At 47.3% G+C, this 12,609-nt stretch carries 11 protein-coding genes; 10 read left to right on the forward strand and 1 reads right to left on the reverse strand.

Features of this window, described 5'->3' with window-relative positions:
* The first annotated feature begins 222 nt into the window (after positions 1 to 222).
* From fabF to trmD, 10 genes are all read left to right on the forward strand, one after another.
* On the forward strand, positions 223 to 1,464 hold the full coding sequence (gene fabF / locus AB4Z45_RS20730; protein ID WP_054029014.1) for a beta-ketoacyl-ACP synthase II: 1,242 nt from the start codon (positions 223 to 225) through the stop codon (positions 1,462 to 1,464).
* Positions 1,454 to 2,158, forward strand: a complete 705-nt coding sequence (gene rnc, locus AB4Z45_RS20735) for a ribonuclease III (RefSeq protein WP_076268334.1) — start codon at positions 1,454 to 1,456, stop codon at positions 2,156 to 2,158. Before fabF ends, rnc begins: the two co-directional genes overlap by 11 nt.
* 210 nt (positions 2,159 to 2,368) lie before the next feature.
* On the forward strand, positions 2,369 to 5,944 hold the full coding sequence (gene smc, locus AB4Z45_RS20740; RefSeq protein WP_441911295.1) for a chromosome segregation protein SMC: 3,576 nt from the start codon (positions 2,369 to 2,371) through the stop codon (positions 5,942 to 5,944).
* A 40-nt stretch (positions 5,945 to 5,984) separates the two neighbouring features.
* Positions 5,985 to 6,992, forward strand: a complete 1,008-nt coding sequence (ftsY, locus tag AB4Z45_RS20745; protein ID WP_441911296.1) for a signal recognition particle-docking protein FtsY — start codon at positions 5,985 to 5,987, stop codon at positions 6,990 to 6,992.
* A 163-nt stretch (positions 6,993 to 7,155) separates the two neighbouring features.
* Complete coding sequence (gene ylxM / locus AB4Z45_RS20750) at positions 7,156 to 7,518, forward strand: YlxM family DNA-binding protein (protein ID WP_076268337.1); 363 nt, start codon at positions 7,156 to 7,158, stop codon at positions 7,516 to 7,518.
* 26 nt (positions 7,519 to 7,544) lie between these two features.
* The gene (gene ffh, locus AB4Z45_RS20755; RefSeq protein WP_076268338.1) at positions 7,545 to 8,921 is read left to right on the forward strand and encodes a signal recognition particle protein; all 1,377 of its coding nucleotides are present in this window, start codon (positions 7,545 to 7,547) and stop codon (positions 8,919 to 8,921) included.
* Between the two features lie 34 nt (positions 8,922 to 8,955).
* Positions 8,956 to 9,228, forward strand: a complete 273-nt coding sequence (rpsP, locus tag AB4Z45_RS20760) for a 30S ribosomal protein S16 (RefSeq protein ID WP_053375694.1) — start codon at positions 8,956 to 8,958, stop codon at positions 9,226 to 9,228.
* A gap of 25 nt (positions 9,229 to 9,253) precedes the next feature.
* Complete coding sequence (locus AB4Z45_RS20765) at positions 9,254 to 9,484, forward strand: KH domain-containing protein (RefSeq protein WP_076268339.1); 231 nt, start codon at positions 9,254 to 9,256, stop codon at positions 9,482 to 9,484.
* Between the two features lie 162 nt (positions 9,485 to 9,646).
* Positions 9,647 to 10,171 carry a ribosome maturation factor RimM gene (gene rimM, locus AB4Z45_RS20770; protein WP_076268340.1) on the forward strand — a complete coding sequence of 175 codons (525 nt, stop codon included), beginning with the start codon at positions 9,647 to 9,649 and terminating at the stop codon, positions 10,169 to 10,171.
* A gap of 3 nt (positions 10,172 to 10,174) precedes the next feature.
* Positions 10,175 to 10,927: a tRNA (guanosine(37)-N1)-methyltransferase TrmD gene (gene trmD / locus AB4Z45_RS20775; protein WP_339208901.1), complete on the forward strand. Its 753-nt coding sequence runs from the start codon at positions 10,175 to 10,177 to the stop codon at positions 10,925 to 10,927.
* A gap of 72 nt (positions 10,928 to 10,999) precedes the next feature.
* Here trmD and AB4Z45_RS20780 read toward each other — a convergent pair whose 3' ends face one another.
* The gene (locus AB4Z45_RS20780) at positions 11,000 to 12,418 is read right to left on the reverse strand and encodes a CAP-associated domain-containing protein (protein WP_441911297.1); all 1,419 of its coding nucleotides are present in this window, start codon (positions 12,416 to 12,418) and stop codon (positions 11,000 to 11,002) included.
* Positions 12,419 to 12,609 lie beyond the last annotated feature (191 nt).

The following is a 12,609-nucleotide window of genomic DNA, read 5'->3' on the forward strand; positions in this document are numbered from 1 at the left end:
AAGCAAGCAAGGCAGCTTTTATATAAAGAAGCGTGAATGGCTTTATGTGCATCTCATTTATACCTCCTTATATTTCAAGCGTAAAGGTTTCGCCGTTTGGTACGGCTAGGCTTGTATTTACGGAGAAATATAAGCAGGGTATACGCAATATAGCAACATTGACCGATTAACAAAGGTGACGCAGCTTGCGCATCAAATTTGCTGGACATAGAGGTGAATCGAATGAAACAAAGAGTTGTTGTTACGGGTATGGGGGTTATTACCTCACTCGGTTCCGATTTGGAAGAGTTCTGGGGTAACTTGCTGGACGGAAAATCAGGTGTATCGGTTGTTGAAGCTTTCGATTTCTCTGAGTATCCGACGCGCATTGCCGCAGAAGTTAAAAATTTCAATCCCGAAGATTACGGTTTAGATAAAAAAGAAGCACGCAGAATGGACCGTTTCGTACAATTTGCTGCTGTAGCTAGTCAATTGGCAGTTAAAGATGCTGATTTGCAAATTGGTACAAATGCAGACCCTGAGCGTGTTGGCGTTATGGTCGGTTCCGGTATCGGTGGACTAGGTACTTGGGAAGACCAGCACAATATTTTGCTGGAGAAAGGCCCTAAGCGCGTCAGCCCTTTCTTTATTCCGATGATGATCGCGAACATGGCTTCTGGACAAGTATCCATGCTTACTGGTGCGAAGGGTCCAAATAGCACGGCAGTAACCGCTTGTGCTACGGGCACTCATTCCATCGGCGATTCTTTCAAATTGATTCAACGCGGCGACGCTGACGTGATGATTGCTGGCGGAGCAGAAGCGACGATCAGACCGACTGGCATGGCAGGCTTCTGCTCAATGCGTGCGATGTCCGTTCGCAATGAAGAGCCTGAAAAAGCAAGTCGTCCGTTCGACGTTGACCGTGATGGTTTCGTAATGGGCGAAGGCGCTGGTGTACTCGTGCTTGAATCACTTGAGCATGCGCAGGCACGCGGTGCAAAAATTTATGCTGAGGTTATTGGCTACGGTATGAGCGGTGACGCTCATCACATGACTGAGCCAGACCCAGATGGTGCAGCTCGCTGCATGGTGAAAGCATTCAAGGATGCTGGAATTGATCCTTCTGAGATCGACTACATCAATGCGCACGGCACTTCGACACCTGTCGGTGATCGCTCAGAGACAAAAGCGATCAAAAAAGCGCTCGGCGACCATGCTTATAAAGTAGCGGTCAGCTCAACGAAATCGATGACAGGTCATTTGCTAGGTGCTGCTGGCGGCGTTGAAGCTGTAATTCTCGGCTTGACTATCAAAAGCGGTATCATCGCTCCGACTATTAATTTAGACAATCAAGACCCGGAGTGCGATCTTGATTATGTACCTAATAAACCGCGTGAAGCGAATGTAAGGATAGCATTATCCAACTCATTTGGCTTCGGCGGCCACAATGCATCGATCGTGATGAAAGTTTATGAAGCGTGATTCCTTCTATGAGCTGCAGCAGCGGCTGCAGCTCAGTTTTAAGCGGACAAAGCTGCTGAGGCAAGCTTTCACTCATACTTCTTATGTAAATGAACACAAGCGCGGGTCAGCTCAGGATAATGAGCGTTTGGAATTTTTGGGAGATGCGGTGCTTCAATTACTCGTTTCTGAGTATTTGTTCGCAACGTATCCGCAGCGGCCTGAGGGCGAGCTCACGAGAATGCGTGCATCAATCGTCTGCGAGCCATCTTTAGCCCAATTTGCTGAACGCTTGGAGCTCGGTTCGCATGTGCTTCTCGGACGCGGTGAAGAGCAGCTAGGCGGTCGGCAAAGGCAAGCATTGCTAGCTGATTTGTTCGAGTCGTTTGTCGGTGCCATTTTCCTTGACGCAGGAATTGAGGAAACGAGAGCTTTTCTTAATGAGCATATGTTTCCTTTTGTTGAGTCAAACGACTATGGTCTTCTTGTTAAAGACTCCAAGTCGAAGCTGCAGGAACGATCGCAGCATCATGGGCTTGGTGCGGTGGAATACCGAATCATTGAAGAACGTGGACCTGCGCATGACCGTGAATTTGTCGTTGAAGTATATCTCGGTGAAGAGCGTTTTGGCGTCGGCAGCGGGAGGACGAAGAAGGAAGCGGAGCAGCGTGCTGCAGCTGAAGCATGGCGCACGCTATCGCAGGAACAAGGCTAATCAGCATAGAGAGTTTCCGGAAGGTCTTCTGACCTGCCGGGCGCTCTCTTTTTTTATGAACGTTTATTATGTGGACCTGATAAAAAGGAAGAGCGGTTTAACCAGCTGAAATAAGGTGATAAACGCAGCATTTGGTTGCTTTTAGTAGCTTAAATGGTTATCAAGGCCCATAAGATGTGGTACAATGAGGGGTGAGGTGAAAACCAAGACATGTTTCTGAAACGGATCGAATTATCAGGCTTTAAGTCTTTCGCAGATCGGACCGAAATGGAGTTTGTAACCGGTATTACTGCGGTTGTAGGGCCGAACGGCAGTGGAAAAAGCAACATCTCGGACGGCATACGCTGGGTGCTCGGCGAGCAAAGCGCAAAGAGCCTCCGCGGCGGCAAGATGGAAGATATTATTTTTGCCGGAAGCGATGCTAGGAAAGCTGTCAATTACAGCGAAGTATCCCTTACTCTTGACAACTCGGATGGGGCATTGCCGCTCGAGTATAACGAGGTAACAGTGACACGGCGCGTACATCGCAGCGGAGATAGCGAATATTTAATAAACAAGCAGCCATGCAGGCTAAAAGATATTACCGAGCTATTCATGGATACCGGTATCGGTAAAGAAGCTTATTCCATCATTGGACAAGGGCGAATTGAAGAAATTTTGAGCACGCGCTCGGAGGATCGTCGGGGAATATTTGAAGAAGCCTCTGGCATCGTCAAATACAAGTCGCGTAAGCGCGAGGCACAGAGGAAGCTTGATGAAACTGAGCAAAATCTTCTTCGCATTCATGATTTGGTGACTGAGCTAGAGGATCAGGTTGGCCCGCTTCGCAAGCAGTCGGAGAAAGCCATTCACTTCAAAGCGCTCAAGGAACAGCTGAAAACGAAGGAAATCTCTATGTACGTACATAACATCGAACAGATTCACGGTTCATGGACGGAGGCAAACGGCAAGCTTGAGCGTTTGCAGCAGGAGCAGCTTCAGCTATCTACGGTTGTCAGCAAACATGATGCACATTTGGAGAAGGATCGTCAGCAGCTGCGGGAGCTTGAGCTTGAGCTTGATCAGCTTCATGAAGCGATGCTGCAAATTAGTGAGGATTTCGAGAAATGTGAAGGATACGGCGAGGTACTGAAGGAACGCAAGCGCAACTTGGAGCAAAATAAACGTCAGCTTGAAGAGTCAATCGCTGCACAGGATGCTCGCATTGTCACAATGACGCAGGAAGAAGCGGAATTTCGCAGCCGTGCAGCTGCGTTGCAGTTGCAGCTAGCAGATCTGCGCTCGAAAATAGCCGATGAAGAAGCGCGTCTTGTAGGCGTTGCAGGCGGAGCAGTCGTTGATGCGGAAGAAACACTCAAAAGCGAGCTATTGGAAGTGCTCAGCTCGATGGCGCAGCACCGCAACGAAATTCGTTATGCTTCGCAGCAGCAAGAAGCATTGCAGCGGCGGATGGAGCGAATTAGTGAGGATGAGACAAAATGGCTGGAGCAGCAGGAAAAATTGGACGAGAGACGCTTTTCACTTGCGGCTGCGCTTGAATCTACGCTAGCGCGACTAGAGCAGGCAAGAAACAAAACGCTTTCGGAATCTGAACAAACGAGAAAGATTTCTCAAAGTTTGGAAGAGGTCACTTTAGCCATGCGAAAGTGGGAGCAGAAGCTCGACAGCCATGTTTCTAGGCGCGATACCATGAAAGAAATGCAGGATGCGCTTGATGGCTTTATGCAGGGCGTAAAGGAAGTTCTTAAAGCTTCCAGACGCGGCAATAGTGGAATCAGCGGTGTTCATGGCGCGGTTGCGGAGCTTGTTCGTGTTCCTGAACGCATTGAGACTGCCGTTGAGACTGCACTGGGCGGGGCCTTGCAGCATGTGGTCATGGAGGATGAGAAAACGGCTCGCGCAGCTATCGCATTCTTAAAGCAGCGTCAGCTAGGACGAGCTACCTTCCTGCCGCTCGATGTTATTCGTGGCAGACAAGTTCCTGAGCATGACAAGCGAATAGCCGAATCCATTGAGGGCTTTGTAGGCGTTGCTGCTGATTTGGTAAGCTCGGATGACCGCTATTCAGCGATTGTGAACAGTTTGCTTGGCAATGTTTTGCTTGCAGAAACGCTGGAGCAAGCCAACCGGATTGCATCGAAATGCCAATATCGATACCGCGTCGTCACGCTTGAAGGTGATATTGTCAATGCTGGCGGTTCAATGACGGGGGGCAGCTTGCAGAAGAAAGGCGCTAGCCTGCTTGGTCGTCAACGTCAAATCGACGCGCTTGATCAAGAGATTGCAGATGCTCGCAAGATGGTAGAGCAGCTTCGTAATAAGCTAAGCGATTTGCGCAAAGAGCATTCTATTCGCACGCATAATATTGAAGAGCTGCGTGCAGAGGGCGAGAAAAGCCGTATTGAAGAGCAGCAAATTAGAGCTGAGCTTCAGCAGCTTCATAATGAGGCGAAGCATCTCGACGAGCAGCGTCAGCTGTATTCAGCGGATCGTAACACTCATTTGTCTGAGCAGAAAGATGTTCAGGCAGCAGCCAAAGCTGCTGAGCTCCGGTTAGAGCAGCTGGTTATAGATGAAGCGAGGCTGCAGGAAGCGATTCGTATGGCAGAAGAGCGGCGTAAAGCTAGCGAATTTGCGAAGGAAGAGCTGCAAGGCCAGCTTACCGATATTAAGATTGCTGCAGCGAAGACTGATCAAGAGAAATTATCTTTCGAAGATCAATCGGCGAGAGTGCGTGCGGAAATTGGTCGGGCGAAGCAAGAGCTTGGAAGCTTGCGCTCCTTGTCCGTTCAGCAAGAGGAAGAAATCGCAAGGCATGCCGATGAAACGGTACAGCAGATTGAACAGCTCAATCACCTGCGTTTGAAGAAGCAGGAATGTGCAGAGCAAACGGATTTCAAACGATCAGCACGCGCTAAGCGTATTGCCGAGCTCGATTTGGGCGAAAGTGAAACGAAGGAGCAGCGCGGACAACTTCGGACGGTTGAAGAGCAGATGAGGCAGACCGAAATTGCGGCTAACCGTCTAGACGTGGAGCTTGATAATTTGCTTCGGAAGCTCAGTGAGGAATATGAGCTTAGCTATGAGCTCGCTAAGGAGCAGTACCCTATACCTGAGGATGTTCTCGGTACACAAAATGAGGTTAGAGACGTTAAACGTCAAATAACCGCTCTTGGCGAAGTGAACTTAGGTGCAATCGAGGAGTATGAGCGAGTCAGCGAACGTTTTGAGTTTTTGTCCGAGCAGAAGGATGATTTGATCGACGCAAAAACGACGTTGTACCAGGTCATTCGCGAGATGGACGATGAGATGTCCAAACGGTTCAAAGCGACGTTTGAAGCGATTCGCAGTCATTTTGTTATCGTATTCGCGAAGCTGTTCGGTGGTGGCCGTGCTGATCTTGTGCTCGTTGAGCCGGATCGTGTTCTTGATACAGGAATCGACATCGTCGCTCAGCCGCCAGGCAAAAAACTTCAAAATCTACAGCTGCTCTCTGGTGGAGAAAGAGCTTTGACCGCAATCGCTTTGCTATTTGCAATTTTACAGGTGAAACCCGTTCCGTTTTGCGTGCTTGATGAGGTTGAAGCTGCGCTTGATGAGGCAAACGTGTCACGCTTTGCTCAATATTTGCGTGAGTTTTCAGAGCTTACGCAGTTTATCGTCGTTACTCATCGTAAAGGCACGATGGAGGAAGCGGATGTGCTATATGGTGTTACGATGGAGGAAGGCGGCGTATCGAAGCTCGTTTCTGTGCGCTTAGAGGATGAAGAGCCGGTATCCGCATAACTTATAGAAAACGGCAACGTGAGGATGGGGAGTTGGAACGATGAGTTTTTTTAAGAAGCTGAAGGAAAGCATCGCTACAAAGACAGAAGCGGTGACAAATATTTTCAAAGAAGGCTTATCGAAGACGCGTACAGCTTTTGTGGAAAAGGTAGAAGAGCTAATCACACGCCGCAAAAAAATCGATGAGCAGTTTTATGAAGAACTAGAGGAAATATTGATTGGCGCCGACGTTGGTGTGAATACCGTTATGCAGCTTATTGATGATCTGCGGGTCGAAGTGAAAAAACGGAAGATCGAGGATGCTTTGGATTTGCAGCCTATTCTCTCTGAGAAGCTGATTCAGCTCATGAAGGGTGACGATCATTCCGGCTTGCGGATGGCACCAAGCGGCATCACTGTTATTTTGTTCGTTGGCGTAAATGGCGTTGGCAAGACGACAACCATTGGCAAGCTTGCTCATAAATTCAAGAGCGAAGGCAAGAGTGTGCTTATGGCAGCTGGCGATACGTTCCGCGCAGGAGCTATTGAGCAGCTCGAGGTATGGGGGCAACGTGTTGGTGTCGATGTCATTAAGCAGCAATCAGGAGCTGACCCTGCAGCTGTGATGTTCGATGCGGTGCAAGCTGCAAAGCAGCGCGGCGTAGACGTTCTGTTATGCGATACGGCTGGCAGGCTGCAAAACAAAACCAATTTGATGGAAGAGCTGAACAAGATTTTCCGCGTGATTCAGCGCGAGCTCCCTGACGCTCCCCATGAGGTTCTTCTTGTGCTTGATGCTACGACTGGTCAAAACGCACTTAGCCAAGCGAAATTGTTTGGCGAGAAAAGCGGTGTAACCGGTCTAGTACTGACTAAACTTGATGGAACAGCTAAGGGCGGAATCGTAATTGCTATTCGAAATGAGCTAAGCCTTCCGGTTAAGCTTGTAGGTCTTGGCGAAAAAATGGGCGATTTGCAGCAATTCGATTCAGAGCAATTTATTCATGCTTTGTTTGCTGGATTAATCCAACGTGAAGATGATTATGAAGCTGGAAAAACGGCGGAGTAGGCTGCAGTTAATGATGGTTTGGAGCAGGTAAAACAGCTCGTAAAGGTGACAAGGGAAAATACTTGACAGTAGCCTATAGTGTCATGTATTATAAAAGACGTTGCTGGTGTAAAGGTGTTTACCTTGTCGGCAGAACAAGCAAATAACAGGAGGGGCTGAGGGGATGAAAGCAAATGAACCAGATGCCTTGTCCAAGACAACCCGAATAAACTTGTTGTTCGACTTTTACGAGCCGCTCTTGACAGAGAAGCAGCGGACGTTTCTCAAATATTATTTTCACGACGACTTCACACTTGGGGAAATTGCTGGCGAGTTTGGAATTAGCAGACAAGCGGTATATGAGCACATCAAGCGTGCAGAACAAGTGCTGGAAAGTTATGAAGGCAAGCTAGGCTTGCTTGTAAGACATGAATCCTTTCAACAATTAACTGTGCAGCTTGTAAACAGCGTTAACGAGCTTTCCATTGCAGAGCAGGACAAGCAGGCGCTTATGAGTGTCATTGCACAATTTAAATTAGCCGAATAAAATAGGAAGAATGGAGGTGACGGTACATGGCAGCATTTGAGAGCTTATCGAGTCGGCTTCAAAATGTGTTCAGCAAGCTGAGGGGCAAAGGCAAGGTTTCCGAGGATGATGTTAGCGAAGCAATGCGTGAAGTACGTTTGGCGCTTCTAGAGGCAGACGTTAACTTTAAAGTCGTGAAGGACTTTATTGCGAAGGTGAAGGAACGGGCTATTGGCCTCGATGTATCCAAGAGCTTCACGCCCGGCATGGTCGTCATCGATATCGTAAATAAAGAGCTGACCGAGCTGATGGGCGGCACGCAGAGCAAGCTGGTAAAGGCTAATAAGCCTCCGACAGTCATTATGATGGCGGGTTTGCAAGGTGCGGGTAAGACAACAACTTCAGGCAAGCTGGCAAAATTGCTTCAGAAGAGCAACAATAAGCCGCTTCTTATCGCTTGTGATATTTATCGTCCTGCAGCCATTAAGCAGCTTCAAGTGCTTGGTGAACAAATCAATGCGCCGGTCTTCTCCTTGGGTGATCAGACTTCACCTGTAGAGATTGCGCGTGCTGGACTGCAGCATGCCAAAGAGAACGGCAATGATTATGTCATCATTGATACCGCCGGTCGTTTACATATCGACGAAGAGCTGATGGAAGAGCTTAAGCAAATTCATCAGGTTACAAAGCCGGATGAGGTTCTCCTCGTTGTTGATGCAATGACAGGACAAGATGCTGTAAACGTTGCACAGAGCTTTCATGAACAGCTCGCTTTAACAGGCGTTGTACTAACGAAGCTCGATGGCGATACTCGCGGTGGCGCGGCGCTGTCGGTAAAAGCAGTTACAGGCTGTCCGATTAAATTCGCAGCAATGGGTGAGAAAATCGACTCCTTGGAGCCGTTCCATCCAGAGCGAATGGCTTCCCGTATTCTCGGCATGGGCGATATGCTATCGCTTATTGAGAAGGCGCAGTCGAATATTGATGCAGATAAAGCGAAGGAAATGGAACGTAAAATGCGTACAGCAGAGTTTACGTTCGACGATTTCCTTGAACAGATGGAGCAGGTTCGCAATTTGGGGCCGCTTGATCAAATTATGGATATGCTGCCCGGCATGAACAAGATGAAGGGCATGAAGGATATGAAGGTCGATGAGAAACAAATCGGCCGCGTCGAGGCTATTGTCCGCTCCATGACGAAAGAGGAGAAGCAAAAGCCAGAGCTGCTTAATCACAGTCGCCGCAAGCGTGTTGCTGCAGGCAGCGGAACAACGATCGTTGAGGTTAACCGCCTCATTAAGCAGTTTGACGATATGAAAAAAATGATGAAGCAATTCTCATCGATGATGGGACCGAAAGGACCTAAGGGCGGCAAGAAGGGCCTGAAAGGTATGCTCGGCAAAAATATGAAGTTCCCGTTTTAATGGTTGTTTACTCTTTGAAGGAGGTGAATTTTTAATGGCAGTACGTATTCGTTTGAAAAGAATTGGTGCTCACAAAGCTCCTTTCTACCGCGTAGTAGTTTCGGATTCCCGTTCGCCGCGTGATGGTCGTTTTATCGAAGAAATCGGTACTTATAACCCGGTTGCACAACCGGCTCAAGTTAAGATTGATGAAGAGAAAGCGCTAAAATGGTTGCAAACTGGAGCTCAAGCTTCTGATACCGTTCGTGACTTGCTTTCCAAAGCTGGTGTTCTTAAAAAGTTCCATGAGCTTAAGCAACAGAAATAACTGTTGAATAGCGGAGGGCCTTGAGATGAAAGAATTGATTCTTGTCATAGCGAAGGCATTGGTTGATCATCCTGAACAGGTGCAAATCAATGTGAAGGATGATGACCGTGGCACGATATACGAGCTTTCGGTTCACCCCGAGGATATCGGTAAAATCATCGGTAAACAGGGACGCATAGCGAAAGCGATTCGCACGGTAGTGACTTCTGCTTCCGTGAAATCGCAAAAGCGTGTCATCGTCGACATTATGTCATGATGTACGTATGAAGAGAAGGTTGGGATGAATGTCCTAACCTTCTTTTCAATATGTACACTTATCCATGGATGTCGCTAATCATTACGGCTTCGTTCTTCAACATGGAACGAAGCCGTTTTTGCATGTATAATAAGGCTATACACATATGAAGGGCTGGTTCTAATGAACGAAAAATGGTTTACAGTCGGGAAAGTCGTTAATACGCACGGTATCCGCGGAGAGCTGAAAATTCTTTCGCAAACGGATTTTGCAGAGGATAGATTTGCTTCTGGAAACAAGCTGCTTATGGTCAACGAGGAAAGCGGAGCTTCGCTGGAAGTAAAAGTAATCAGCTCACGCGCGAACAAAAACGTATACATATTGAAGCTGGAAGGCTTCACTGATATTAATGCGGTTGAGAAATATAAAGGTTGGGTATTGAAAATTTCAGCCGACCAGCAGCTTGAGCTTGAAGAAGGCGAATATTATTATCACGAAATTATAGGCTGCCGTGTCGTTACTGAGGAAGGCGAGGAGCTGGGCACGATTTCGGAAATTTTAAGCCCAGGCGCAAATGATGTGTGGGTAGTGGATCGTCCGAAGGGCTCGGGGAAGCAATTGCTTTTGCCTGTTATCGATGATGTCTTAGTCAATGTCGACACAAAAGAGAAAATCGTAACGGTCCATTTGATGGAAGGATTGATTTAACCGATGAAAATAGATGTGCTGACGCTGTTTCCCGAAATGTTCGACGGCGTGTTCAATTCGAGCATTTTAGGAAAAGCGAAAGAGAAGGGGATCGTATCCCCTCAAGCAATCAACTTCCGTGCTTATTCAGGCAATAAGCATAATACGGTTGATGATTATCCATACGGCGGCGGTGGCGGCATGGTCTTGAAGCCAGATCCGGTCTTTGCTGCGGTAGAGGATCTAAAGCTGGATGACAATATAAAGCCGCGTGTTATTCTTCTATGCCCGCAAGGTGCACAGTTTACGCAGAAGAAGGCTGAAGAGCTTGCAAAGGAACAGCATTTGGTTCTTATTTGCGGTCACTATGAAGGTTATGATGAGCGTATACGCGAGCATCTTGTAACAGACGAGCTGTCGATTGGTGATTACGTGCTTACGGGTGGAGAAATACCTGCGATGGTGCTCATCGATAGCGTTGTTAGATTACTTCCAGGAGTGCTTGGCAATGAAACTTCTGCCGTTACAGATTCATATAGCACAGGTTTGCTTGAGCACCCCCATTACACTCGGCCTGCGTCGTTCCGCGGCTGGGATGTCCCGGATGTTCTTATATCTGGTCATCATGCGAATATTGAGGTGTGGCGTCGTGAGCAGTCGCTGCTGCGGACGCTGCAGCGCCGTCCTGACCTTCTGAAGAGCGCTCCGCTTACGGACAAGGAACGCAAATGGGTGGCTTCACAGTTAAAGCAGGAGCCTAATAAGACGGGCAAATAGTACGACCCTAGCTAATAAACAAAGCCGCAACGAAATTCGTTGCGGCTTTGTTTATTTAGAAGTATTCGATGATTATGGCGTATAAAAGTTTTGGGTATAGTAGACGTTATAGGTTCCGCCTAATGCAACACCTGTACCTAGTCGCTCAAGCTTGCTGTTTAATAGTGCTTCACGATGGCCTTCTGTTGAATTGACCCAGCCATAGTGAGCAAAAATGCTATTTTTGTATCCGGCAGCTATGTTTTCAGCAGCTGAGTGATACTTAACGCCTTTTGCTTTCATTCGGTCAAAGGGAGACGAGCCATCTGGATTTGTATGGTCAAAAAATTTACGTGTACTCATATCGTTGCTGTGACCATGCGCAGAGGCAGCAGCGAGCTTGTCCCATTGCAGCAGAGGTATTTTGCGAACAGCGCGCTCAGCGTTAGTAAGATCAAAGAGCTGTTGTTCATATGCGTCTGCCAGCTTGGATGTATTAGCTGATTTTAACGCTGTGGATTTGGAAACGGCTTGATCCATTTGCATGACACCAGCTATTTTGTTTCCATCACGTCGGTCAATGAAGAGAACGGTATGTACTTTTTTTGCAGTGTAAGCATAATAATCGTTATTTGTCTCGACATTGGTTGCTTCGCCAACCAGCTTTTTGGCATTACCAATCGTTTGACCGATCTGGATGCCCGACTTCATCGCCCAGCTATCTTTGCCGTTGGAGAAAAGTGCGATTACCCGATCATTTTGGATGCCGAACATCATGTAGTTGGTATAGCTGCTATTATAAACGTACCAGGAGAAACCATATTCGCTTGGATCAATTCTTGACGGTTTTCCGAGCGTTTGTTGAAGCTTTTGCAGCGAATCGTTTAACGTTATTTCTTGAAGGCGATCAACGGTGTTAATAATTTTAGCATCGGACAACGCTTTTGAGTGAAGTTTGAGGTTATAGAAGAAGGTAAGCGCCTCAGCGCGTGTAAGCTTTCCATCTGGTATGAAGCCGCTAACGGTGGCAGAGGTGCGTCCATTCGATATTTTCTCATCAAGCAGCCACTGAATTGCGCTTTGCTCTGTAAATTCCTTTCCATTTGCCGCGGAAGCTAGAAGCAACGCAGCTTGTCCACGTCGGAATTCGACATTTTGAGAAGCGTTATTGATAGGCCAGCCCAAATTATTCGCATAATCGTAATAAGGCTTGGTCCAATTGCTGGCGCTGGAAGATGATGTTGTGACTAATCCATAGGCTCTCAATAGCATAGCAAGAAACTCAGCTTCATTAACAACCTTGTTTGGCTTGAAGGAATTATCCCCATAACCTTGAGCTAATTTCTGATCAACAGCCCAAGAAATATAGGAGCCAGCCCAGTGTCCATTCGTATCTTTAAAAGCCAAGGATTCAGCAGAGGTTTGCAATGGTGCAGAAATGGTTAATATTAATAGTACAGATGCGATTCCCCCTTTTGTTTTGTTACAAAAAGATTGTTTATTATGGTGCAATTTTGTCACCTCTTCATGTCGGTGTTTGTCATCATTTAGTATACATGATTTATGAATAAAAAAATCGTGTTGTATTATTGGGCTAGCTATGGTAAAATTTCTAATGTTGTTCGTAAAGTCGGACGGTCCGCTATCAGCGATGAACCGATTCAGAGGAATCCGGTGAGCTTATAAGAACGTCTATGGTGGAA

Origin of the sequence: Paenibacillus sp. MCAF9 (assembly GCF_052114265.1) — a bacterium.
Classification (GTDB): Bacteria; Bacillota; Bacilli; order Paenibacillales; family Paenibacillaceae; genus Pristimantibacillus.